Source organism: Geomonas paludis, from assembly GCF_014193585.1.
In the GTDB taxonomy this organism is placed as follows: Bacteria; Desulfobacterota; Desulfuromonadia; order Geobacterales; family Geobacteraceae; genus Geomonas; species Geomonas paludis.
On sequence record NZ_BLXY01000001.1, the window covers coordinates 460225 to 483664 of the forward strand.

Sequence of the window (23440 nt, forward strand, 5' to 3'; positions counted from 1 at the left end):
CGCAAGAGAACCCCGCCCGCAAAGCGGGGTTTTCTCTTGTAAACGTATACAAAAAAAGAAAAACTTGCCTTTGTCGGGCTCATGTAGTAAAGCTGTTCGCCTGACTGACATCAGCTTCACCGGGGGACCTTCCCCTTCCCATCGATCCAACCCCTCGCATTCAGGTTAATCCCCACGAGAAATGCGGCAGCAGCTATTGGTTGGCGACGATGTACGGTTTGCCGGTCATATGGCGTGTTGCCGAGAAATATTCAGCTAAGCCTGCGACAATCGTTGTCGCGGCGGGTTTGGCACGCCCCACATTTCAGCACCCTCTGGCGAAGAGCCGCGTCCGTCCCCTGGGGATGTCCGGGACGCGAGCACGGCCTCATTTTGCCCGAGGGAGAAAAGGAAACACATGTCTTTTGAATCACTGAACCTCTCCGCCCCCCTCATGAAAGCTATCACCGCCTGCGGCTACGACGCGCCCACGCCCATCCAGGCCGAGTCGATCCCGCTGGCCCTCTCCGGCCGCGACCTGATCGGCAGCGCCCAGACCGGCACCGGCAAGACCGCGTCCTTCGTCCTCCCGGCGCTGGAGCGCCTCCTGGTCCCGTCGCCGGTGCGCGGCAAGGGGCCGCGCATCCTGGTGCTGACGCCGACCCGCGAGCTGGCCAACCAGGTCGTCGACGCGGTCAGGACCTACGGCAAGTTCATGAGGGTGCGCTGCGGTTCCATCCTTGGCGGCATGCCCTACCGCGACCAGATGATGCTCTTGTCCAGCCCGGTCGACATCATCGTGGCCACCCCGGGGCGCCTGATCGACCACCTGGACCGCCGCTCCATCAACTTCTCGCGCCTGGAGATGCTGGTCCTGGACGAGGCGGACCGCATGCTGGACATGGGCTTCTCCGAGGACGTGGACCGGATCGCCGCCGCGGCGCCGACCGAGCGCCAGACCCTCTTGTTCACCGCCACCATGGACGACGCCATGGCGAAACTTGCCCAGCGCCTCCTGAAGGACCCGGCCCGCGTCGCCGTGGAGGGGAAGCAGATCACCAACCAGCAGATCGAACAGCGCCTGCACGTGACCGACGACATGCGCCACAAGAACCGCATCCTGCAGCACCTGGTCTCCGACGCGAGCGTCACCAAGGCGATCATCTTCTCGGCGACCAAGAAGGACGCCGACCAGCTCGCTTTCGAGCTCTATTCGCAGGGACACGCGGCGGCCGCGCTGCACGGCGACATGTCGCAGGGTGCGCGTAACAAGACCATCAGCAACATGCGCCGCGGCAAGGTGCGCCTCCTGGTCGCCACCGACGTCGCCGCCCGCGGCCTGGACGTCTCCGGCATCAGCCACGTCATCAACTTCGACCTGCCCAAGTTCGCCGAGGACTACGTGCACCGGATCGGCAGGACCGGCCGCGCCGGCGCAACCGGCATCGCCATCTCGTTCTGCTCCATGAACGAGGTCGCCTACCTCGACCGCATCGAGCGCCTGACCGGCAAGCCGCTGCCCCAGCACGTCATCGAGGGGCTCGAGCCGACCCGCCCGCTGAGAAGGAGCAACTCCGGCCCCGGCGCCCGCAAAGGTCGCCCCGGTTTCGATCCCCGCAAGAAAGGGTTCGCTCCCAAGGGTCGTCCGGCCCAGGGCGGGCGTCCCGGGCAGAGTGGCCGCCCGGGCCAGGGGAGCGGCGCCGGCCGCCGCGACGCGCAGCCGGTAGTCGAGTACCGCCGCGGCAGGGGAAACTAGCCTTTTCCTTGCTTTAACCCGTTGGTTTTGGTATCGTTTGCACCTGTGTATACACGGCCCCCCGGCATCCTGCCGCGGGGGCCGCTTGCGACTGAGCGCCGCCGGCTTCCGGCAGCTATGAGAGATTCGAAGGGGGTAGCAGATGTCTGCAGCAGTTGAACTTGGGAAGGGTCTCCACTGGATCGGGGTCAAGGATCCCAGCCTCACCGTCTTCGACGATCTCTTTCCCACCCAGTACGGTACCACCTACAACTCGTACCTGGTGCAGGGCGAGTCCCACATCGCCATCATCGACACCGTCAAGGCCAAGCGCTTCGACGAGTTCCTGGAAAAGATCCGCTCCATCACCGATCCGGCCAACGTCGACTACATCGTGGTGAACCACTCCGAGCCGGACCACTCCGGTTCCCTGTCCCAGCTCCTGAAGCACTGCCCCAAGGCCGTCGTCGTCTCCAGCCAGGCGGCGCGCACCTTCCTGGGCAACCAGATCCACGCTCCCTTCGAGTCGCGCATCGTCAAGGACAACGACCGCCTCGACCTGGGCGGGCGCACCCTGAGCTTCATCGCCGCTCCCTTCCTGCACTGGCCGGACACCATGTTCACCCTGCTGGAAGAGGACCAGGTGCTGTTTTCCTGCGACGCCTTCGGCTCGCACTACTCGCCGGAGGGGCTCTTCGCCGACGAGTGCCCCGACTTCTCGGGCGAGACCCGCTTCTACTTCGACTGCATCATGCGTCCCTTCAAGGAGCGCATCCTGCAGGCGGTGGCCAAGCTGGACGGCGTCGAGCTGAAGATGCTCTGCCCGAGCCACGGCCCGGTCTATCGCAGCGACGCCAGGAAGGCGGTGGAGCTGTACCGGAAGTGGTCGGAGCCGAAAGCCGCCGGGCGCCGCGTCGCCATCTTCTACATCTCCCCGCACGGCAACACCGAACTCATGGCCGAGGCGGTGGCCAAGGGGGCCGGCGATGCCGGCGTCCACGTCACCCTGTGCCACATCAACCACGCCTCGGTGGCCGACATCCGCGACCTGATGGAGGAGTGCGACGGGCTCATCTTCGGCACGCCGACCATCAACCGCGACATCCCCAAGCCGATGTGGGACGTGCTGGCCTACCTTTCCACCGTGAGCCTCAAGGGGAACATCGGCGGGGTCTTCGGCAGCTACGGCTGGTCCGGCGAGGCCTGCCGCATGGCCGAGGAGCGGCTGAAGAGCATGAACTTCAAGCTCCCGGCACCGCTGATCCGCTCCCCCTTCATGCCCAAGCCCGAGATTCTCGCCGAGTGCGAGGCGCTGGGACGCGCCGTGGCCGAAGAGGTCCTCAAGAAGTAAACGCTCCACTTCCTTCAGCCCCTCTCCCTCCGGGAGAGGGTGCCCGAAGGGCGGGTGAGGGCTCCTTCTCCTCCCCTCCCGTTCTCTTACCGTACTAACCATCTCTACCCCATGCAGACCACCAGCCAGCACATCGTAGAGGTCGCCATCCCGCTCCCGTTGGAGGGAAGCTTCCACTACCTGGTGCCCCAACGCCTCTCAGCCGCGGCGCAGGCGGGCAAGCGCGTCCTGGTCCCCTTCGGGCGGCGCAAGGTCACCGGATACCTCCTGGGCGACGCCGACGCGCCCGGCGCGGGGGAGCTCAAGGAAGTGCTCGAGATCCTCGACGAAGAACCCCTCTTCACCCCCTCCGAGCTCGAGTTCTACCGCTGGATCGCCGGCTACTACCTGCACCCGTTGGGCGAGGTGATCAAGATGGCGCTCCCGGCCGGGATCAACCTGGTCAGCCGCTACCGCTGCGAACAGTCCGAGGACGGCACCCCGGTGCTCAAGGAGTACCTTGCCGGCGGCAAGAGCGTGCGCACCGAGCGCCTCTACACGGCGGTCCCCGACTGCAGCGCCCGGCCGCGCGGCAAGGGGCTGGAGATCCTCGAGTACCTGCTGGAGGTGGGCGAGTGTTCCGGCCCCGAGCTCAGGGAGCGTTTCGGTCCCTGCACCGCCCAGTTGGGACGCCTGGTCGAGTTGGGCGCCGCGCGCCTTTCCCAGCGCGAGGTGTACCGCGACCCGTTCAAGGCCAAGGAGTACGGCCACGACGGGCCGTTGCCCCTCAACCCGGCCCAGGCAGAGGCGCTGGCCCGGGTTTCAGCCGCGCTCGCTGCCGGCGACTTCGCTCCGTTTCTGCTGCACGGCGTCACCGGCTCCGGCAAGACCGAGGTCTACCTGCAGTCCATCGCCGTGGCGCTCGCTGCCGGCCGGACCGCGCTGGTGCTGGTCCCCGAGATCGCCCTGACGCCGCAGCTGGTCGGGCGCTTCAAGCGCCGCTTCGACTGCGGCATCGCCGTCCTGCACTCCGGGCTCTCCGACGGGGAGCGCTTCGACGAGTGGCGCCGCATCCGGCGCGGCGAGGCCTCCATCGTGATCGGGGCCCGCTCGGCGCTCTTCGCTCCGCTGGAGCGGGTCGGCGTGATCGTGGTCGACGAGGAGCACGAGGGGAGCTACAAGCAGTCCGAGGGGGTGCGCTACAACGCCCGCGACCTGGCGCTGGTGCGCGGCAAGCTGGGCAAGGCGGTGGTGCTTTTAGGCTCGGCCACGCCGCTGGTCACCAGCTACCATGCCGCCCAGACCGGGCGCCTCGGCTACCTGAGCCTCCCGGACCGGGTGCGCGACCTTCCCATGCCGGAAACGAGGATGCTGGACGCGCGCAACCACAAGGGGGACATCTTCCTCCCTGAACTGGTCGAGGCGATGGGGGAGAACCTGGACGCTGGCGGGCAGACCCTGCTCTTTTTGAACCGGCGCGGCTTCGCCACCTATCTCGTCTGCGAGACCTGCGGCCACGTGCTGCGCTGCCCCAACTGCGCGGTCACCCTCACCTACCACCGCATCAAGGGGAAGCACGTCTGCCACTACTGCGACTTCACCATGCTCCCCCCGAGCACCTGCCCCGACTGCCAAAGCGGCGCCATCACCCTCCTGGGGCGCGGCACCGAGCGGGTCGAGGACCAGGTGCAGAAGCTCTTCCCCGATGCGCGCGTCTCGCGCATGGACCGCGATTCCACCCGGGGCAAGGGGGGGCACGCCCGGGTGCTCAAGGAGCTTGAGGAGGGGATGGTGGACATCCTGATCGGCACCCAGATGATCGCCAAGGGGCACGATTTCCCCGGCGTCACCCTGGTCGGGGTCCTCTCCGCCGATGCCTCGTTGAACCTCCCGGACTTTCGCAGCGCCGAGCGCACCTTCCAGCTGGTGACCCAGGTGATGGGGCGGGCCGGGCGCGGCGACAAGCCGGGGCGGGTGCTGGTGCAGACCCTGGCCCCGGAGCACTACGCGCTGACCCATGCCGTGGCGCATGACTACCTCGGCTTCTACCGTGAGGAGATCGCCTTCCGCGAGGAGGTGGGTTACCCACCCTTCGCGCACCTGGCCGCGCTCACCTTCTCGGCGGTCGCCGCGGGGCAGGGGGAGAGTGCGGCCGACGAGGCCGCGGCCCTCTTGCGCCGGATCAAGCGCGAGGCGCGGCTCAGGGTGGAAGTGCTCGGGCCGGTGACGGCCCCGTTGGGCAAGGTGCGGGGACGGTTCCGCTGGCAGATCCTCTTGAAGGGGGTGGAGCGCGCCGACCTGCACCGGCTCCTGTTCCACTTCCGCGGCGGTTTCAGCCACCCCTCCACCGTGCGCCTCACCATCGACGTCGACCCGGTGGATATGCTGTGAGTCTCCTCCCTCTCCCCCTGGGAGAGGGCCGGGGTGAGGGCGCTGCCCCGCAGTGACCCTGGTGCAGTCAGCAACACCCTCACCCCTTCCCCTCTCCCATAGGGCGAGGGGTTTTTTGTTGGGGCAGCACACATAAAAAAAGGGGCCTCCCGGATGGGAGGCCCCTTTTTTGTTGCTGGTTCAGCAGCCGCTTAGTGGTGCGGGTGCATGAAGGCGTAGATCATCAGCATCAGCAGGGTGATGCCGGTGAACAGCGCGGTGAAGCCGAAGGCCTTCAGGCAGAAGTCGTAGAAGATGCCGGAAGACTTCTTGGCTGCGAACTGCTCGGTGATGCCGTCCTTCTCGTAACGTGCCCACTGATCGCCACGCTCTTCGACGAACTCGTGCTTGGACATCTGGCCGTTGAAGATGACGAAGTCCATCGGGAACTTCTCCGGACGCCCGTGGGTGTTGAAGAAGTGGACCGAGAAGATGAAGCCGGTTGCCAGCAGCGCCTCGTCGGAGTGGATGATGGTGGCCACGTTGAAGGCCCAACCCGGCAGGAACATGCCGAAGAACTCGGGGAACCAGAGCATCAGGCCGGAGCCGCCGATGGCGAACATACCCCAGAAGACCGCGATGAAGTCGAATTTCTCCCAGTAGGTCCATCTCTCGAAGGCCGGCTTGGGCCCTTTGAAGAAGAACCAGCGGACCATGCCGATCACGTCGCTGATGTCGCGCAGGTTCGGGCAGAGGGAGTCAGGTCCGAACAGCCTCTGCAGCGGGTTGCCCTTGATGTCTTTCCTGATGAACAGGAAGTGTACGCTCATGAACAGCGCCATGGCGAAGTAGACGAAGGTGATGCCGGCGCAGACCCTGTGGAAGAAGCCGGCGTTCGGCGCCCCGCCGTAGAGATCCATGAGGAACTTGGCCCAGATCTGGTCGCTGAACTTCAGCGGCAGACCGGTGAGGGAGAGGCCGAGGAAGCTGATGATGACCAGCAGGTGCATGAACACGTGGACCCTTCTGAAGCGGCGGTACTGCTTGTGCCCGTCGGGTACGTGGTGCAGGATGATGCCTTCTTCCAGAGCTGCAGCCTTCTCACGGTTCTCCACGAAGCCGCGGATCATCCAGAGCAGGGTGTGAATCCAGAACACGGTGAAGGTGCCGACCAGCAGGCCGGTCATCGCGATGAAGGTGTAGAACAGGATCGGGTAACGCTCGCGGTCGTTGTGCTCACCGTGGGCGTAGAACTTGGTGAAGAGCTGGCTCCCCTTGCTGTGGCAGGCGGTGCAGGTCTTGACCAGGTTGGCCGGGTTGACGGAGGAGTTGGGATCCTTGGACGGCAGGATGGCGTGCGCGGTGTGGCAGTCGGCGCAGCCGGCAACCTTCTCCGGGTAGCCCAGGCGGTAGTTCTTGCCGTGGTAGCTCTCCATGTAGCTCTTGACGGCAACTTCGGAGATGTGGTTGCGCTCGACCAGTTTCTCGTCGGCGTGGCAGCGCAGGCAGACCTTGGTGTGGAATTCGCGGTTGGAATGCGATTTCGGATCGCCCAGGGCCTTGATCTCGTGCAGGTTGTGGCAGTCGTTGCAAGCCGCCGAATCCTGGTTCCCGGCGAGGACGCCCTTGCCGTGTACCGACTGGCTGAAGCCGCGCTCGTCCTTGTGGCACTGGGTGCACTTGACGATTACCCTACGCTTGTCCTTGTTCCAGTAGGTGTGGCTGTGCATGTCGGTGTGGCACTGTGCGCACCCGATGCCCTTCTCGCTGTGGATACTCTTGGCGTGCTCGGCCGCTTCCTTCTTGTGGCAGCGAACGCACTGGACTTTGCCCACCTTGATCTCGCCCTTCATGTGCTTGGCGAGCTCGATGATCTCGATGTGGCAGCTGGTGCAGCCGTTTTTGCCGTGTACGGAATTGGCCATTGCCTCGGCGGAAATCTTGTTGCCGTGGCAGCCCAGGCAGGTTGCCGGGTCGATGGCCAGGCCCTGAGCGGCAAAACCGGGCCGGGCTAGTGCTAGGAGCAGTAGCAGCGGGATGAGGCGTGTGAAGACTTGAACCATTGTAATCTCCTGTATTTAGGATCGTTTTAGAACGCTTTAATCTAAGGGGGCGCTCGCAACGGCGCTTACTTTAATACGCGCGGCTTCATAAATCAACTGAAAAAGCGCCAATTAATAAGCAGGATACAACCTGTCGCTATCCCGCTTCCGCTCTATCAAACAGATGTTCGACCTGCCTCTGTGGAATGGGTAAAAACTAACGTGGGCGCTGCAACAGGCGGACATCACATGCACGAGTTATGGGGAGATAAAATTGCCTAACATCACATTGATTAAGTAAACGCAATATGCTGTCGCGCAATGTCAGAATAAAAAGATGAGAGAGGGTAGTGTATACGAAATGTGAAGCGGGGGTGGGAGAGGGTGGTTTTCAATGAGACTAACGAAGTCCCATTAGACGGTAAGTCACATAACCAACTCAACTATTCCTTCGGTGACCGCGAACTCCAGGAACTCGCGCCCCTCCTCCTCGGGAACACCGATCCTGTGGCACACGTTTTTTCCGTCACGTTTTCCGTCCAGCGCCTGCAACAGCTCGAAATAGTGCGGGGAAACCGATTCGGTGCAGACTTCGCCGTGGGCGGGGTAGATGATGGCGCAGGATCCCGTGGGCCTGAAGCAGGCGGTGAATTCGGCGAGGTCGGGTTCACCGGCGTCCAGGATCTCCAGCACCTCGTAGTTGAAGCGTGCCAGGGTGGTGCTGCTGGCAAGGGCAAGCGGCTGCTTGAGCGGGTCGAGCTTGCGCAGCTGCTTGGGCGACGGGGGCGCGGGCGGGGTCGCCATCAGCGCCGCGGCGTAGTGGTGGTGGTAGTCGGCGAGGTCGAGCGCCAGCGGCAGCAGCTTCGCCTTTTTCCTCCGGGTAAAGATCTTTTCCAGGAAGCTTCTCTGCAGCCCCCAGATTTCCCCTTCGGCGATGTCCGCCTCCCCGCGCTCTCCCAGGAACGCGGCGAAGGCGGTCAGGAAGTCGCTCGGGGTGAGCTTGAGTGCGGCGACCACCGAGTTGAACCACGCCACCGCCTTGCCCCGGCTGTAAAAGACGTCGCAGGCGGCGGCGAGCCTGCCGGCCTGGCGCAGCTGTTCCGGCGTGTAGCCGGGTGTGGCCTGCACCGTGTACGGCGGCGCGTCCAGGTGCTGCAGTCCCAGGGTGGGCGCCTTGCCGTACAGCCTGGTGCCCGGAAGGACGGCCAGGGGGAAGATGTCCAGGTGGTTCGGGTACAGGGAGAGGGCGAAGTCGAGCGAGGCGCGGAACAGCTCGGGCGTGTCCCCCGGGAGTCCGTAGATGAGGTCGAAGCCGAAGATCGCGCCGCTTTGGTTCAAGAGGAAGGCGCGGTTGACGAAGTCGTCGCGGTCGAAGCCGCGTCCGACCCCGCGCAGTACGGCGGCGTCGGCGCTCTGCAGGCCGATCTGCAGCGAGCAGGTGATCGAGGCGAACAGCTCCGCCATTTCGGCGTCGATGAACTCGCTGCGTACCTCGAAGTGGAAGTGGATATCGGGGGCCGCTTTCCGGATCAGGCGCAGGATCTCCTTCGCCCTCTTGACGTCCTTGTTGAAGGTCGAGTCGAGGACGAAGACCTGGGGGATCTTGAGCCGCGCGAACAGGCGCAGTTCCGCCTCGATGCGCTCCATGGAGAAGCGGCGCACGCCACCGCTTCCCTTGTGGTCGAAGCAGAAGGAGCAGGCGAAGTCACAGCCGCGCGAGAGCTGCCACAGGGCGCCGCCGGCGACGGTCGGATCGAGCCGGCCGGACAGGTACGGTGAGGGGATGGTGTCCAACTGCAGCGGGGAGGGGAGGGTCGCCGTTTCTCCCGGCAGCACGATGCCGGGTACGCCCGCCGGTTTCCCGCCCGAAGCGAGCACGCGGACCGCCTGCACCAAAGAGGCTTCCCCCTCGCCCCGGACCAGGAAGTCGAACACCCCCTCGTCCAGCAGGCCGTCCGGGTTGGCGGTCGGCTCGGCGCCGCCGGCGCACAGGACCACGCCCGGCAGCAGCGCGCGCAGCGACCGCGCCACGGCAACGGCATGGTCGCGGCTCCAGACGTAGACGGAGAAGGCGACCAGGTCGGGCGCGTTGCGGGCGATGTCGGCGGCGCAGCGGGCGGGGTCGTCGTGCAGGAAGAACTCGGCGATCCGCGGCTTGACGATCTCTTGCAGCGCGGGGTCCGCGAGGAGCGCCTCCTGCAAAAACGCGCAGGCCAACGGCACCGCTTGCGGAGAAGGGTGGGGATGGATGGCGATCAGGGAAACTTTCATGTAGTCTTGGGGCGTGCTTTCAGGGAGGGTTTGCCCCCCTCGATCACCACGACGAAATCCACGTCGCGGCAACCGTACTTCTGCATCAGGACGGGCTTTTGCCGGTTGATCGCCTCGGCCACCTTTTCCCTGGTGACGTTGTCGACGGGGAGATTGCAGGCCAGACGCGCGTTGACGTACTGCTGGAAGACGGCATCGATCTGGGGGTCGTGGCTGGGGGGCGGCGGCGTTGCCGCGGCCTTGCCACCCTTTTCGGCCTTTTCGGCCTGGTGCAGCGACATGCGGAAGCGGTCCCGTTGAAACTTCCCCTCCTCGATGAGGCGGTTGGTGCGGGTCCACTTCTGCTTGTGCACGCTCAGCGTGGCCACCAGGGAGTCGTACTTGAACCTCTGGCTGGTGTTGGGGATGCTGACGTTCTGGTAGCGTCTCACGGCGCGCTCCACCGCGTCCAGCAGGCGCAGCGGCTCCCGCTTCTCGATACCGAAGAAGTACTGCTCGTACTTGATGACAAGTTCGCGCAGGTCAAGCTCCAGCTTGGCTATGTCCTCGGCGACGCCCATGAAACCTCCACCGCAGGACTATAGCGATAAGTCACGGTTTAGTAAACGATAAAAAGCGCGACGGAGGCGCGGAAGTCGGGCGTGAAACAGCTTGACCTACCCAGGCATTATTGTTAAAAAAGAGCAATTTGCTCAGCGGCAAGGGGGACTACCAATGAAGAAGATAGCTGCAATAGTGCTGGCAGCCGGCATGGGGACCAGGATGAAGTCGGACCTGGTCAAGGTGATGCACCCGGTGGCCGGCCCGCCCATGATAGAGTGGCCCGTTGCCGCCGCGTTCGCCGCGGGGGTCGAGCGGTGCGTCCTGGTGGTGGGGCACCAGCAGGAGAAGGTGCGGGACTACTTTAAAGGCCGCGCCGAGGTCGGCTTCGCGCTGCAGGCCGAGCAACTGGGGACCGGGCACGCGGTGCGCTGCGCCATGCCCGAGATCGACGCGGCGGCGGAGACCGTGCTCATCCTCTGCGGCGACACACCGCTGCTCACTGCGGACAGCCTGCGCGGCATGCTCGACGCCCACCAGCAGAGCAAGGCCTGCGTGACGGTGATGACGGCAACCTTCGACAACCCCTTCGGCTACGGCCGCATCGTCAAGGACGCGGACGGCAAGGTGGTCGCCATCACCGAGCAGAAGGACGCCACCGAAGCCGAGCGCCAGATCCGCGAGGTGAACGCCGGCGTCTACTGCGTCGACCGCGCCTTCCTCGCCGAGGCGGTGCAGAAGCTGGACAACGACAACGCCCAGAAGGAATACTACCTGACCGACGTGGTGCGCCAGGCCAACGCCCGCGGGCTCGCCTGCCGCAGCTACCCGGTAGCCGATGCCCAGGAGATCTCCGGCGTCAACGACCGCGCCCAGATGGCCGAGGCGGCAGCGGTGCTGCGCCGGCGCATCAACCGCGAGCTGATGCTCTCCGGCGTCACCATGATCGATCCCGCCGTGGTCTACATCGACGGCGGCGTCAAGATCGGCCGCGACAGCGTGGTCTACCCGGGCGCCGTCATCAAGGGGAACACCGTGATCGGCGAGCGCTGCACGATAGGCCAGAACGCGCTGATCGAGGAGTGCGACATCGCCGACGACGTGGTGGTGAAGGCGGGGAGCGTGCTGGAAGATTCCAAGGTGGGCCGCGAGGCCGCCATCGGGCCCATGGCGCACCTGCGCCCCGGCACCGTGCTCTCGGCCCAGGTGAAGATCGGCAACTTCGTGGAGACCAAGAAGGCCTTCATGGGGGAAGGGTCCAAGGCCTCGCACCTCACCTACTTAGGCGACGCCACCATCGGGCGCGACGTCAACATCGGCTGCGGCACCATCACCTGCAACTACGACGGGGTGAGAAAACACAAGACCGTGATCGAGGACGGCGTCTTCGTGGGGAGCGACGTGCAACTGGTGGCCCCGGTCACGGTCGGGAAGAATTCCCTGATCGCGGCGGGCACGACGGTCACCAAGGACGTCCCCGCGGACTCCCTGGCCATCGCCCGGTCGCCCCAGGTGAACAAGGAAGGGTGGACCCTCAGGAAAAAATAACTGTCCCGTATCCGGCCAAGATGGTATCCTGTACCGTCTTGGCGGATAGCCACGTTATTAATTAACAAATCGACGAAACGGAGTCATACATGTGCGGTATCGTTGGATTCACCGGGCGGCAGGAAGCCACCTCCATCATCATCGAAGGGCTGAGAAGGCTCGAGTACCGGGGCTACGACTCCGCCGGCATCTGCACCATCAGCGGTGGCAAGGCGAGCATCAGGCGTAGCGAAGGCAAGCTTTCCAACCTGGAGAAGCTCCTGGCCACCAGCCCGGTGAGCGGCACGGTCGGCATCGGCCACACCCGCTGGGCCACCCACGGCCGCCCCTCGGAGATCAACGCGCACCCGCACCAGGCCGGTCCCATCGTGGTGGTGCACAACGGCATCATCGAGAACTACCTGCAGCTGCGCGAGGGGCTCAAGGCGCAGGGGCACGTCTTCAAGAGCGAGACCGACACCGAGGTCATCGCGCACCTGATCGAACGGTACATGAAGGAAAGCGGCAGCTTCGAGGCGGCGGTGCGCCGGGCGTTGAGCATCCTGAAAGGGGCCTACGCCATCTGCATCGTGAGCGAGAGCGAGCCGGAGAAACTGATCGCGGCCAAGCACGGCGCCCCCATGGTGGTCGGACTCGGTGAAGGTGAATTCTACGTCGCCTCCGACATACCGGCCATCCTCTCCCACACCCGCTCCATGATCTTCATGGAGGACGGCGAGATGGTGGTGTTCAAGGGGGGGAGCGCCGAGTTCAGCAACGTTGAGGGCGACAAGCTGGAGAAGACCCCGCGCCACATCGACTGGTCTCCGCACATGGCCGAGAAGGGGGGCTACAAGCACTTCATGCTCAAGGAGATCTTCGAGCAGCCCCGCGCCGTGCGCGACACCATCGCCGGCCGCCTGCGCGAGGAGCAGGGTGACGTCTACCTCGAGGACCTGGCCCTCACCGACGCCGACCTGCAGGGGATCAACCGCATCTGCATCATCGCCTGCGGCACCTCCTGGCACGCCGCCCTGGTGGGCAAGTTCCTGATCGAGGAGCACTGCCGCGTTCCGGTCGAGGTGGACATCGCCTCCGAGTTCCGCTACAGGAACCCGGTCATCGACGAGAACACCCTGGTGATGCTGATCTCCCAGTCCGGCGAGACCGCCGACACCCTGGCCGCCATGCGCGAGTCCAGGCGCCGTGGCGGCAAGTGCGTCGCCATCTGCAACGTGGTCGATTCCTCCATCGCCCGCGAGGCCGACGGCGTCATCTACACCCATGCCGGCCCCGAGATCGGCGTCGCCTCCACCAAGGCCTTCGTGACCCAGTTGATCGCCCTCTACCTGTTCACCATCCGCCTGGGACGCTCCCGCGGCAAGATGGACCAGGAGCAGGGGAGAAAGCTCATCTCCGCCATCGTGCGCGTCCCGGCGCTCATGGAAGAGGCCCTGAAGCTGAACGAGCAGGTGGAAAAGGTGGCCCGGAACTACCTCGCCGCCCGCGATTTCCTGTACTTAGGCCGCGGCATGAACTACCCGATCGCGCTGGAAGGCGCGCTCAAGCTGAAGGAGATCTCCTACATCCATGCCGAGGGGTACGCCGCCGGCGAGATGAAGCACGGGCCCATCGCGCTCATCGACGAGCACATGCCCGTCGTGGTGCTGGTGCCCAAGGGGGCGACCTACGAGAAGGTGTTCTCCAACATGGAAGAGGTCATCGCCCGCGGCGGCCGCGTCATCGCGGTCTGCTCCAAGGGAGACGCCGAGGTGGCCGACAAGGTCGAGGTCGCGCTGGAGATCCCGGAGGACGGCGAGGAAGTGATGCCGATCATCATCTCCATCCCGATGCAGCTTTTGGCCTACCACGTCGCCGTCCTGAAAGGGACCGACGTCGACCAGCCGAGGAACCTCGCCAAGAGCGTCACCGTCGAATAGACCGTGCCGCAGTGAAAGCATCAAGGGGAGACAGCTCACGCTGTCTCCCCTTTTTGTGCCCGCTACTGAGATATTGGGGATCCAGGTGGTTGTAAGACTTCTTCCTTGAGGAGTCTCTTGCCATGAATGACTGCGAGAATGAAAACTTCATCCTCTGAGGTGCGGTAGACGATGCGGTACGGGTCTACTATGACTTCGCGGAGAGGGGATGTGGGAAACTCGGGGAGGGGACGGCCGGAGGTGGGAAAGCTGGCTAGCCGGTCCACAGCAGCAATCACCTTGGTGACTTGGTGTTGCGCATAAAATGGTGAGTCGAGGGCGATGTAGTCGAAAATCTCCTCAGGTCTGAAAGAGATTTCTCTGACCAGGTTACTGTTGCCATTTGCGCTTAAGCCTTTGTACTGCCTCAGCATGGGACAGAGATCGGCCTTCAGCGATATCGGTCTCGCCAGCCTCGATTTTTTCGAGGAGGTAGAGGCGATACATGACTTCCTCGGTGTCTACCTGCTCCGGAAGGTCTTCAAGGAAAGTTTCAAGTTTTGCTTTGGTAATGTGCATGGGCCACCTCCGATAGCTAGCGCCTCACATGATATACCGTATTCCGCTATCTTAGTCACGCCGGAATTTTGAGCGAGACCTTTGGAGCCTCCAGGAGAACAGTGTAGGCAGCCGGAAGCAGCTTTTGACGAGTCTCTTAAGTGCTTCCGAGATGAAACGAAGCCATTGCCGGGGAAGAGTGTGAATGAAAGTCTACTCATGCTTTTGCTCAACGCTGCAGAGTTGACTTCAGCTTGCGCCGTAATCTCAGGTTGTCGGCCGTAACAATTAACAACGCTAAGGTGGAAATCACGCTGAATGCATGCTGGCCCAGGAAACGCCAGAACGCCCAAGCGAGGAGGGCCGCTATCGCTGCTGTGACAAGGAGAATGATGTTATCCTTCATACCATCACCGCCTGATATCGATACATGTCTCTTGCAATGGAATTAGCATCGTAGATTCCAGGGTACCTGTAAAATATTGGAATGAGCCATGGTCGGCTTAGGCCGTATCTCTGAGCTGTGAAGAGAACGTCAGCGATAGTTACTCCGCCTGCAAGTGATCGGCCAGTGGCAACAGCGATACTGCCAATGACTGCCCCAGCATAGTAAGCTACTGAACAGGCACCGATGCTGCTAAGCCACTCCAGCTTTGTGCCTAATTTCATAAGTTCTATGACAGTTACATTCTTTCCAACTTCTCAATATAGCTTACTATGACTGTAGTATTAGCCACTGCCGACTGTACTGTACCGAAAATGCTTTCAGGGGCCGGAAGATTAAGGGCATCCATATTCTGTTTGAAGTACTTGTAGAATTCAGACATGCATGCGCCTCCTTTGTGTCGTTTTGATGGATGTTGATTGTAACCGAAGCTTCAGCGACTGCAATGGCGGGAACAACCTTTAGGCGTCGTTACGATGATAAACGAATCCCCGATAGCAATTTTTTAGCCCCGTATTGTGATCAGCCTCTTCAGCCATGCTGTAAAACTCCACAATGGCGCAGTAAAGCAGATAGCGTGTGATTCCCTGAGAACCGGAAGGACTTGCCGATGTGGCGTCGAAAGGCTTCATAGCAGAGAAATCGGATGGGCCGCAATTAAGTGATAGCGGCCCATTTCTTTTTTGTGTATTTTAATGCGATCGTTCCACGGTTACCGGCAGCCGATTCACAATCTCCACAGCCGAGGCACTGTTATGACGCCTGAAGCAAAAGCAAGGGTACAGATCGATCGCAAACTCGAGGATGCCGGCTGGATAATCCAGGATTTCAGGCAGGCCAACCTCGGCGCCGGTGTGGGTGTCGTCGTCAGGGAGTATCCGACCGACACAGGCCCCGCCGATTATCTGCTCTTTGTGAACCGGCAGCCGGTCGGGGTGATCGAGGCGAAACCGGACAACACCATCCTGACCTTCGTTGAAGAGCAGACCGAACGGTACGCGAAAAGTTCCCTGAAGTGGTGCCTGAACACCGACCCCCTCCCTTTTCTGTACGAGAGCACCGGCCAGGTGAGCAGGTTCACCGAGGCGCGCGATCCAGCGCCCCGCTCGCGCGAAGTGTTCCATTTTCATCGCCCCGAACTCCTCGCCGAGTGGATCGAGCAACGGGAGACGCTGCGGCGCCGCCTCGCCGAGCAGATGCCGGAACTCCAGACCAGGAACCTGCGTGAGTGCCAGGTGGATGCGGTGAGAGGTCTCGAGAAATCCCTGGCTCAAAACAGGCCGCGCGCGCTGGTGCAGATGGCGACCGGAGCGGGCAAGACCTTCACCGCGATCACCTCCGTTTACCGCCTGCTGAAATACGCCGGGGCGAGGCGGATCCTTTTCCTGGTGGATACCCGCAACCTTGGGAAGCAGGCGCATCAGGAATTTCATGCGTACACGCCGCCGGACGACCCCCGCAAGTTCACCGAACTCTACAATGTGCAAAGGCTCACCAGCGCGAGCCTCGATCCCCATGCCCAAGTCTGTATTTCCACGATTCAACGCCTGTACTCGATGCTCAGAGGAGAGCCGCTGGACGAATCGGCAGAGGACATTTCCTTAAACGAACTGGTGCAGACCGAAAAGCAGGAGAAGCTGGTGGTGTACAATCCAGCGATTCCGGTTGAGACATTCGACTTCATCATCGTCGACGAGTGTCACCGGTCCATCTATAACCTATGGAAGCAGGTGCTGGACTATTTCGACGCTTTCCTGATCGGCCTGACCGCCACGCCGGACAAACGGACCTTCGGGTTTTTCGACGAGAACGTGGTTGCCGAGTATTCCTATGAGCGCTCCGTCGCCGATGGGGTCAACGTCGGGTACGACGTCTATGAGATCGAGACCAAGGTGACCCGCAAGGGGGGTGCCCTGCGCGCCAGCGAATGGGTGGATCACCGTGACCGCCTGACGAGGAGGAAGCGCTGGGGGCAGCTCGACGAGGACACGGTTTACACCGGGAAGGAGTTGGACCGCTCCGTCGTCAACAAGAGCCAGATCCGCAAAGTGATCGAGACCATGAAGACCGCCGTGGAGACGCGGATATTCCCGACGCGCCGGGAGGTACCGAAGACGCTGATCTTCGCCAAGACCGACAGCCACGCCGACGACATCATCAACATCGTCCGGGAGGTGTACGGCCAGGGCAACGCGTTCTGCAAGAAGGTAACCTACAACGCCGACGAGGACCCGGACAGCATCCTGTCCAGCTTCCGCAACGACTACAACCCTCGCATCGCGGTGACGGTGGACATGATCGCTACCGGGACCGACGTGAAGCCGCTGGAAGTGCTTCTTTTCATGCGGGACGTGCGCAGCAGGAACTACTACGAGCAGATGAAGGGGCGCGGAGTGCGCAGCCTCGGTTTCGAGGACCTGCGGCGGGTAAGCCAATCCGCCGACAGCGCGAAGATACGTTTCGTGCTCATCGACGCCGTCGGGGTGGAGAAATCGCTCAAAACAGAGAGCCGGCCGCTGGAGCGCAAGCCGACGCTGCCGCTGAAGGACCTGCTGCAAGGGGTGGCGCTCGGACTGCGCGACGACGACACCGTGCTGAGCCTCGCCAACCGCCTGGTGCGGCTCAGCAAGCAGCTCGATGACAAGGCGCTGGAGCGCGTCGCCAAGACGGCGGGCGGCGTGCCTTTGCCGAAGCTGGCCAAGGGGCTCCTGGAGGCGGTCGACCCGGACCAGGTTCTCGGGACCGCCATCGAGAAGGCTCGGGAACGGGGGCTCGAACGGACGGAAGAGACGCTGACTGAGGCCGAGGTGCTTGCAGCGCGCAACCTCCGTGTCGCCGCGGCCTGTGCGCCTTTCGACAACCCGAAGGTGCGCGAGGTTATCGAGGCGGTGCGCCGCGAGCGTGAACAGGTGATAGATCACATCAACCTTGACGAGGTCACCTTCAGCGGCTACAGTGCGCAGGCCGAAGCGGCGGCCAAAAACACCATCCAGCTTTTCACCGACTACATAGCGACGCACAAAGATGAGATAGCGGCTCTTTCCTTTTTCTATCAGCAGCCGTACCAGCGTCGTCGGCTCACCTTTCAGATGATTGAGGAACTGCACGACGTCCTCTCGCGTCCCCCCCTGATGCTTACCACAGAAAAGCTCTGGAGCGCCTACGCACGTGTGCGGCAGACCGCGGTAAAGGGTAGCGACACCAGGCGCCAGATGACCGATCTGGTCGCACTGGTGCGGTTCGCGCTGGGGTTGGAGAACGAACTGCGGCCCTTCGCCGACCAGGTGGACAAGCGGTTCCAGGAATGGATCTTCCGCCACAACGCCCAGCGCACCACCGCCTTCACGCCGGAGCAGACCGAGTGGCTGAGGATGATGAAGGATCACATCGCCGCCAGTTGCTGCATCGAGCGGGATGATTTCGACTACGCCGAGTTCGCCGATAAAGGTGGACTGCAGAAGGCATGGGGGCTTTTCGGGGAGGGGTTGGACTCGGTGATGGATGAGATGAATGAGGAGTTGATTGCGTGAGTGAATGGCAGTTTGTAAGGCTTGGTGAGGTTTGTACAAAAATCACGGATGGAACACATCATTCACCTCTCAATGGCAGCAGCGGCGATTTCAAATACATCACGGCTAAAAACATTAAGCCGTGGGGACTAGATTTAACAAATGTGACATACGTCGATCAGAAGACTCATCGAGAAATCTTTTCACGGTGTGATGTTAGGAAAGGTGACGTCTTATATGTAAAAGATGGGGCCACGACAGGGCGAGTCGCCTTAAATCCTTTGGAGGAAGAGTTTTCGCTTTTGTCCAGTGTGGGTGTTCTCCGCCCTGGCCCGGCGGTGCGTGCTAAATATCTGCTTTACGCTCTTCAGGAACCCCAGACACGCGAGAAGATGCTCGCCGACGTCGCTGGTGTTGCCATAACACGTTTAACTTTGCGGAAGCTCAATGACGCGCTAATCCCGTTAGCACCGCTGGCATGTCAGGATCGCATAGTCGAAAAGATAGAAGAGCTACTGTCTGATCTTGATGCCGGAGTTGCTGAATTAAAGGTGGCGCAGCGAAAGCTCATTCAGTATCGGCAATCACTGTTGAAAGCTGCGGTCGAGGGGGAGCTGACTGCTGGTTGGCGGGCTGAGCGGGAGAAGCGGGGCGGGATTGCGGAGACAGGGGAGCAACTGCTGGAGCGCATCCTGGCCGAGCGCCGCCGCCGGTGGGAAGAAAAGCAACTCGCGAAGTTCAACGAACAGGGTAAGAAGCCGCCCAAAGGCTGGAAGGAAAAGTACCCCGAGCCGGTTGAACCCGATACGGCGAATCTGCCGGAATTACCGGAAGGGTGGGTGTGGGCCAGTATCCAGCAATTAGCATCAGACGCACCTTACAGCCTAGCAATAGGCCCTTTCGGTTCTAATTTAAAAGTGTCTGATTACAGTGATCAGGGAGTTCCTCTGATCTTTGTCAGGAATATTAGATCCAAGAACTACGGTGGCAATTTCACTAAGTTTGTTTCAGTATCTAAAGCGCTAGAGCTAAGAAGTCATTCTGTAGAGGCTGGCGATGTTCTCATCACAAAAATGGGAGAGCCACCAGGTGATGCAGATGTCTATCCTGCTGACCAGCCACCGGCAATCATAACAGCTGACTGTATTAAGGTAAGAGCTAATGATGATCTTATTAAGCCTCATTTTTTAGCAGCAGCAATAAATTCCTTAGTTGGGAAGTTGCAAGTTCTGCCAATAACTCAAGGCGTAGCGCAAAAGAAGGTCAGCCTTGGGCGCTTTTCCACAATCGCAGTACCCATTCCTTCGCTTGATGAACAAGAAGAGATCGTAGAGCGGTTACAGAGCGCCTGTTGCCAGTCAGAATGTGTAGATAAAGAGCTAATCTCCCTAGGGCAAATGTGTATTGCCCAGCGTAAAAACATCCTCAAAGCCGCCTTCTCCGGACAACTCGTGCCGCAGGACCCGAACGATGAACCTGCCAGCGTGCTGCTGGAGCGGATACGTGTGGAGCGGGCGACGCAGAAGCTCAAGAGAAAGCCCAAAACCCCTCCCCCTCTGGGGGAGGGTGCCCGAAGGGCGGGTGAGGGCGCTGCCACGAAGAAGAAGTCGCGCCTATAGCGACACCCTCACCCCGGCCCTCTCCCGGAGGGAGAGGGTGAGTGGACAGTCGTAACGCCAAGTCAATTAGCAATACCGAGGGATAGACATGATTCGCACAATCAGGATTGAAGGCTTCAAGTCGCTGGCAACGCTGAGTCTGGAGCTTGGCAGGGTGAACTGCTTTATCGGCGCCAACGGCGTGGGCAAGAGCAACATTCTGGAAGCCATCGGAGTCTTGGGCGCAGCCGCCAACGGTACTGTTGACGATGAATCTCTGCGCCGCCGCGGGGTGCGCCCGGGCCTGCCCCGGCTGTACAAATCTTCTTTCGAGGCTGGGAGGGTTCCCCCGCATATAGCCCTCGCCGCTGAAGGTGAAGAGGTCGAGATGTACCGGGTTTCTCTCCTCAACCCCCTGGAAAACCCTCAGCCGGCCTGGACCTTCAAGACGGAATACCTGACCGATGGCATAACCGACATCGTTTCTGAGGGGGTACGCAGCAGCAAACGCATAAATCCGGCAGCCGGCTTGGCGGCGCTCAAAGTTGTGGATCTTGAAACCGAGAGTCCGGCCCTGAGGCTGATGCAGGCGCTGCAGGGATACTCCATTTACACCCCAGACACCTTTACCCTGCGCGGGCTGATAGCGGACCAGCAGTCGCGTGAGCCGGTCGGCCTCTCAGGCGGGCAACTGGCTGATGCGTTTGCCGCGCTGCGCAAAAACGGACTGAGCAAGGACGAGGATCTTCTCGAAAGCGTCGTTGAGCTCATCGATTGGGTGGAGGATATACAGACTACGACGGCAGCGGGCTCCCTTCTTTCGCCGTCGGTACCGCGAAGCAAGACTGTGCTCAAGTTTACCGACCGCTTCATGAAGAAGGGGCGTAACACCTTGACCTCCCATGATGCCAGTGAAGGAGCCCTTTACGTGCTGTTCTGTGCCGTACTGTGCCTTTCTCCGAACGCACCCAGGTTGCTGGCGATCGACAACCTTGATCAGGCGTTAAATCCGCGTCTGGTTGCCCGCCTGACGGCGAAGCTTGGCCCTTGGTTGTCGCATGGCGGGCAACAAAGGCAGATGATGTTCACCGCGCACAACCCCGCAGTTCTGGACGGACTCGATCTGGAAGACGACGAGATCCGACTCTTTGCCGTGGACCGCGACAGCGACGGACACACCGTCGTGAATCGCATCACACTCACAGAGAACCTGCTCAAGCTCAACAAAGATTATCCTTTGTCACGCCTATGGCTCATGGGGCATCTGGGGGCCGTGCCCAATGTCTGACCTTCGCGTTGCTCTCATTGCCGAGGGACCGACTGACAGGATCATCATCGAATCAGCCTTGAGGGCCATACTCCCCGCACCCTTTGTTCTCACCCAACTGCAACCGGAACCGACACGGCCGGATCTGGGCGGGGGCTGGGGAGGGGTGCTGAAATGGAGCCGCGAGTTCTACTCACGCGGAGCGGCAAGTCTCGAGGATGATCCGACCCTCCAGTTGTACGACCTCTTCATTATCCACATCGATGCCGATGTCACCGACTTCTCATATTCAGATCTTAAAGGCGGAGTGGAAGAGAAGGCACGGGAGGAAGGATGGGGAGTGTTGCCATGCCCGCATCAGTGCCCGCCGGCTGCCGGGGCTGTCAACAACCTGAAGCAGGTCCTGTTCTCCTGGCTGGGTCTCACCACCATTGGGGGCAAGACGGTGCTCTGCATTCCATCCAAATCCAGCGAGGCCTGGCTTGCCGCTGCCGTCTATCCCGGCAACGAAAACCTCGTCAGGGATCTGGAGTGTTGCATGACCATGGAAGCACGTCTGGCGGCCCTGCCTAAGAAGGAGCGGATAAAAAAGAGCGTCAAGCAATACCGAGATCACGAAGCGGCCATGAAAGCGGGATGGCCCACGGTGCGGGCAATGTGCACTCGCGCGGAAGTGTTCCATCACGAAATGACTGAAGCGATACAGAGGTTAGTCGAATGACCAGCAGCGCCCTGATTCAAAAAGTCTGGAATTACTGCCACACCCTGCGCGACGACGGCGTGGGCTATGGCGATTACCTGGAACAGCTCACTTACTTGCTCTTCCTCAAACTTGCCCACGAGTTCGCCGAGGCTCCTTACAACCGCGATACCCATATTCCCAAGGGGTATGACTGGCCCAGCTTGAGATCCAAGACCGGCGCGCCTCTTGAGGCTCACTACCTGGAGATCCTGCAGAAACTTGGCAAAGAGAGCGGCATGCTCGGCGCCATCTTCTTCAAGGCTCAGAACAAGATCCAGGACCCGGCGAAGCTCTCGCGTCTCGTGCAACTGATCGACGCGGAAAAGTGGGTCAGCCTCGGAGCGGACACCAAGGGGGATCTGTACGAGGGACTGCTGCAGAAAAACGCAGAGGATACCAAGAGTGGCGCCGGGCAGTACTTCACTCCGCGTCCGCTCATCGACGCCATGGTGGCGTGCGTGCGCCCCGAGCCGATGAAGACCATCGCCGACCCGGCCTGCGGCACGGGCGGGTTTTTCCTCGGCGCCTACAAGTGGCTGACTCGAAAAGGCAACACGCTCAACAAGAGCCAGAAGGAGTTCCTGCGCCACAGCACCTTCTTCGGCAACGAGATCGTGGCGGGGACCCGGCGCCTCTGCCTGATGAATCTCTTCCTGCATAACATCGGCGATCTGGAGGGGGAGCCGAGCATTGATCGCGCGGATGCCCTCCTGTTCGATACCGGCAAGCGCTTCGACTACGTTTTGGCCAACCCGCCTTTCGGCAAGAAGAGCAGCATGACCTTTACCAACGAGGAGGGGGAGGAGGACCGTGATGCGCTGACCTACCAGAGGCAGGATTTCTGGGAAACGACCTCGAACAAGCAACTCAACTTTCTCCAGCACATCTGCACCATCCTGAAGGACAGCGGCCAAGCCGCGGTGGTCCTTCCCGACAACGTGCTCTTCGAGGGGGGAGCGGGCGAAAAGATCCGCAGGAAGCTTCTGGAGACCTGCGACGTGCACACCCTGTTGCGCCTGCCGACAGGGATCTTCTATGCCCAAGGGGTCAAGGCCAACGTGGTCTTCTTTGACAACAAGCCCAAAGACGGCAAGGTGCACACCAAGGGGGTGTGGGTCTATGACCTGCGCACCAACAAGCACTTCACGCTCAAGACCAAGCCGCTGGGGTACGATGACCTGCTCGATTTCATCGCCTGTTACAACCCGGACAACCGTCATGAGCGCCAGGAGACTGAGCGCTTCAAGTATTTCAGCTATGAGGACCTGATCGCGCGGGACAAGGCGAGCCTGGACATCTTCTGGTTGAAGGATGACAGCCTGGACAATCTCGATGAACTGCCCCCACCTGATGTGCTTGCGCAAGAGATCATTGAGCACCTGGAGGCGGCACTAAGTTCCTTCCGAGACGTAGCCGCCGCGCTACCGAAATAAGCCCCAGATGTGGAATATCAGGACTGAAGCGCCGGTTGCGAGTATCGCGGTCGGCGCTTCAGTGTTGTAGGCACGGAAAAGAGCTTTTGATAACCTCTCCAGTGCTTCCGGCACGTTACCGTGTACACTGTACAGACGCTGAAACATCCCCAGCTACATGAGCACTGAGAGGTGG

General features: G+C 61.5%; 17 protein-coding genes. 10 read left to right on the plus strand and 7 right to left on the minus strand.

Going from position 1 to position 23440, the window contains the following annotated elements; all coding sequences use genetic code 11:
• Positions 1 to 397: 397 nt before the first annotated feature.
• The 3 genes from H7687_RS02010 (at position 398) to priA (ending at position 5435) form a co-directional block, all read left to right on the plus strand.
• A complete protein-coding gene (locus H7687_RS02010) occupies positions 398 to 1735 on the plus strand; it encodes a DEAD/DEAH box helicase (RefSeq protein ID WP_183344560.1) in 1338 nt (445 codons plus the stop codon).
• Positions 1736 to 1877: 142 nt separating this feature from the next.
• A complete protein-coding gene (locus H7687_RS02015; RefSeq protein WP_183344562.1) occupies positions 1878 to 3065 on the plus strand; it encodes an FprA family A-type flavoprotein in 1188 nt (395 codons plus the stop codon).
• 111 nt (positions 3066 to 3176) lie between these two features.
• The gene (gene priA / locus H7687_RS02020; protein ID WP_183344564.1) at positions 3177 to 5435 is read left to right on the plus strand and encodes a replication restart helicase PriA; all 2259 of its coding nucleotides are present in this window, start codon (positions 3177 to 3179) and stop codon (positions 5433 to 5435) included.
• Between the two features lie 191 nt (positions 5436 to 5626).
• Here priA and H7687_RS02025 read toward each other — a convergent pair whose 3' ends face one another.
• The 3 genes from H7687_RS02025 to H7687_RS02035 form a co-directional block, all read right to left on the minus strand.
• Positions 5627 to 7477, minus strand: coding sequence for a cytochrome c3 family protein (locus tag H7687_RS02025; RefSeq protein ID WP_183344566.1), 1851 nt, complete (start codon positions 7475 to 7477; stop codon positions 5627 to 5629).
• A 405-nt stretch (positions 7478 to 7882) separates the two neighbouring features.
• Complete coding sequence (locus tag H7687_RS02030) at positions 7883 to 9727, minus strand: B12-binding domain-containing radical SAM protein (RefSeq protein ID WP_183344568.1); 1845 nt, start codon at positions 9725 to 9727, stop codon at positions 7883 to 7885.
• Entirely contained in the window at positions 9724 to 10287 is a 564-nt protein-coding gene (locus H7687_RS02035) for an MXAN_5187 C-terminal domain-containing protein (RefSeq protein ID WP_183344571.1), read from the minus strand. The genes H7687_RS02030 and H7687_RS02035 overlap by 4 nt, the downstream gene beginning before the upstream one ends.
• 154 nt (positions 10288 to 10441) lie before the next feature.
• Between H7687_RS02035 and glmU the strand changes: the two genes are divergently transcribed.
• Together glmU and glmS are read left to right on the plus strand one after the other, a co-directional pair.
• The gene (gene glmU / locus H7687_RS02040) at positions 10442 to 11815 is read left to right on the plus strand and encodes a bifunctional UDP-N-acetylglucosamine diphosphorylase/glucosamine-1-phosphate N-acetyltransferase GlmU (RefSeq protein WP_183344572.1); all 1374 of its coding nucleotides are present in this window, start codon (positions 10442 to 10444) and stop codon (positions 11813 to 11815) included.
• 89 nt (positions 11816 to 11904) lie between these two features.
• Complete coding sequence (gene glmS / locus H7687_RS02045; protein ID WP_183344574.1) at positions 11905 to 13734, plus strand: glutamine--fructose-6-phosphate transaminase (isomerizing); 1830 nt, start codon at positions 11905 to 11907, stop codon at positions 13732 to 13734.
• Positions 13735 to 13796: 62 nt separating this feature from the next.
• Here the strand turns inward: glmS and H7687_RS22175 are convergent, their stop codons facing one another.
• From H7687_RS22175 to H7687_RS21805, 4 genes are all read right to left on the minus strand, one after another.
• Entirely contained in the window at positions 13797 to 14147 is a 351-nt protein-coding gene (locus H7687_RS22175; RefSeq protein ID WP_183344576.1) for a type II toxin-antitoxin system RelE/ParE family toxin, read from the minus strand.
• Positions 14104 to 14292 (minus strand): hypothetical protein, encoded by a 189-nt coding sequence (locus tag H7687_RS02055; RefSeq protein WP_183344578.1) that lies wholly within the window; start codon positions 14290 to 14292, stop codon positions 14104 to 14106. Before H7687_RS02055 ends, H7687_RS22175 begins: the two co-directional genes overlap by 44 nt.
• Positions 14293 to 14500: 208 nt before the next feature.
• Positions 14501 to 14677, minus strand: a complete 177-nt coding sequence (locus tag H7687_RS02060; protein WP_183344580.1) for a hypothetical protein — start codon at positions 14675 to 14677, stop codon at positions 14501 to 14503.
• 277 nt (positions 14678 to 14954) lie between these two features.
• A complete protein-coding gene (locus H7687_RS21805; protein WP_198424601.1) occupies positions 14955 to 15098 on the minus strand; it encodes a hypothetical protein in 144 nt (47 codons plus the stop codon).
• 373 nt (positions 15099 to 15471) lie between these two features.
• On the opposite strand from H7687_RS21805, the gene H7687_RS02070 reads away from it, so the two are divergent.
• The 5 genes from H7687_RS02070 to H7687_RS02090 all read left to right on the plus strand — a co-directional run bounded on the left by H7687_RS02070 (position 15472) and on the right by H7687_RS02090 (position 23265).
• The gene (locus H7687_RS02070) at positions 15472 to 18246 is read left to right on the plus strand and encodes a type I restriction endonuclease subunit R (RefSeq protein WP_183344582.1); all 2775 of its coding nucleotides are present in this window, start codon (positions 15472 to 15474) and stop codon (positions 18244 to 18246) included.
• Positions 18243 to 19844: a restriction endonuclease subunit S gene (locus H7687_RS02075; RefSeq protein ID WP_183344584.1), complete on the plus strand. Its 1602-nt coding sequence runs from the start codon at positions 18243 to 18245 to the stop codon at positions 19842 to 19844. Before H7687_RS02070 ends, H7687_RS02075 begins: the two co-directional genes overlap by 4 nt.
• An 88-nt stretch (positions 19845 to 19932) precedes the next feature.
• Complete coding sequence (locus tag H7687_RS02080) at positions 19933 to 21111, plus strand: AAA family ATPase (protein WP_183344586.1); 1179 nt, start codon at positions 19933 to 19935, stop codon at positions 21109 to 21111.
• Positions 21104 to 21811 carry a hypothetical protein gene (locus tag H7687_RS02085; RefSeq protein WP_183344588.1) on the plus strand — a complete coding sequence of 236 codons (708 nt, stop codon included), beginning with the start codon at positions 21104 to 21106 and terminating at the stop codon, positions 21809 to 21811. Before H7687_RS02080 ends, H7687_RS02085 begins: the two co-directional genes overlap by 8 nt.
• Entirely contained in the window at positions 21808 to 23265 is a 1458-nt protein-coding gene (locus tag H7687_RS02090; RefSeq protein ID WP_183344590.1) for a class I SAM-dependent DNA methyltransferase, read from the plus strand. The genes H7687_RS02085 and H7687_RS02090 overlap by 4 nt, the downstream gene beginning before the upstream one ends.
• The last annotated feature ends 175 nt before the right edge of the window (positions 23266 to 23440 follow it).

What these genes read in the sequence shown, in the direction of transcription:
- priA (WP_183344564.1), top strand. Translation starts at nt 3,177, where the DNA reads ATGCAGACCACCAGCCAGCACATCGTAGAGGTCGCCATCCCGCTCCCG.
- H7687_RS21805 (WP_198424601.1), bottom strand. Translation starts at nt 15,098, where the DNA reads ATGTCTGAATTCTACAAGTACTTCAAACAGAATATGGATGCCCTTAAT.
- H7687_RS02080 (WP_183344586.1), top strand. Translation starts at nt 19,933, where the DNA reads ATGATTCGCACAATCAGGATTGAAGGCTTCAAGTCGCTGGCAACGCTG.
- H7687_RS02025 (WP_183344566.1), bottom strand. Translation starts at nt 7,477, where the DNA reads ATGGTTCAAGTCTTCACACGCCTCATCCCGCTGCTACTGCTCCTAGCA.
- H7687_RS02015 (WP_183344562.1), top strand. Translation starts at nt 1,878, where the DNA reads ATGTCTGCAGCAGTTGAACTTGGGAAGGGTCTCCACTGGATCGGGGTC.
- H7687_RS22175 (WP_183344576.1), bottom strand. Translation starts at nt 14,147, where the DNA reads ATGCTGAGGCAGTACAAAGGCTTAAGCGCAAATGGCAACAGTAACCTG.
- H7687_RS02035 (WP_183344571.1), bottom strand. Translation starts at nt 10,287, where the DNA reads ATGGGCGTCGCCGAGGACATAGCCAAGCTGGAGCTTGACCTGCGCGAA.
- H7687_RS02055 (WP_183344578.1), bottom strand. Translation starts at nt 14,292, where the DNA reads ATGCACATTACCAAAGCAAAACTTGAAACTTTCCTTGAAGACCTTCCG.
- H7687_RS02060 (WP_183344580.1), bottom strand. Translation starts at nt 14,677, where the DNA reads ATGAAGGATAACATCATTCTCCTTGTCACAGCAGCGATAGCGGCCCTC.
- glmU (WP_183344572.1), top strand. Translation starts at nt 10,442, where the DNA reads ATGAAGAAGATAGCTGCAATAGTGCTGGCAGCCGGCATGGGGACCAGG.
- H7687_RS02085 (WP_183344588.1), top strand. Translation starts at nt 21,104, where the DNA reads ATGTCTGACCTTCGCGTTGCTCTCATTGCCGAGGGACCGACTGACAGG.
- H7687_RS02070 (WP_183344582.1), top strand. Translation starts at nt 15,472, where the DNA reads ATGACGCCTGAAGCAAAAGCAAGGGTACAGATCGATCGCAAACTCGAG.
- glmS (WP_183344574.1), top strand. Translation starts at nt 11,905, where the DNA reads ATGTGCGGTATCGTTGGATTCACCGGGCGGCAGGAAGCCACCTCCATC.
- H7687_RS02030 (WP_183344568.1), bottom strand. Translation starts at nt 9,727, where the DNA reads ATGAAAGTTTCCCTGATCGCCATCCATCCCCACCCTTCTCCGCAAGCG.
- H7687_RS02090 (WP_183344590.1), top strand. Translation starts at nt 21,808, where the DNA reads ATGACCAGCAGCGCCCTGATTCAAAAAGTCTGGAATTACTGCCACACC.
- H7687_RS02010 (WP_183344560.1), top strand. Translation starts at nt 398, where the DNA reads ATGTCTTTTGAATCACTGAACCTCTCCGCCCCCCTCATGAAAGCTATC.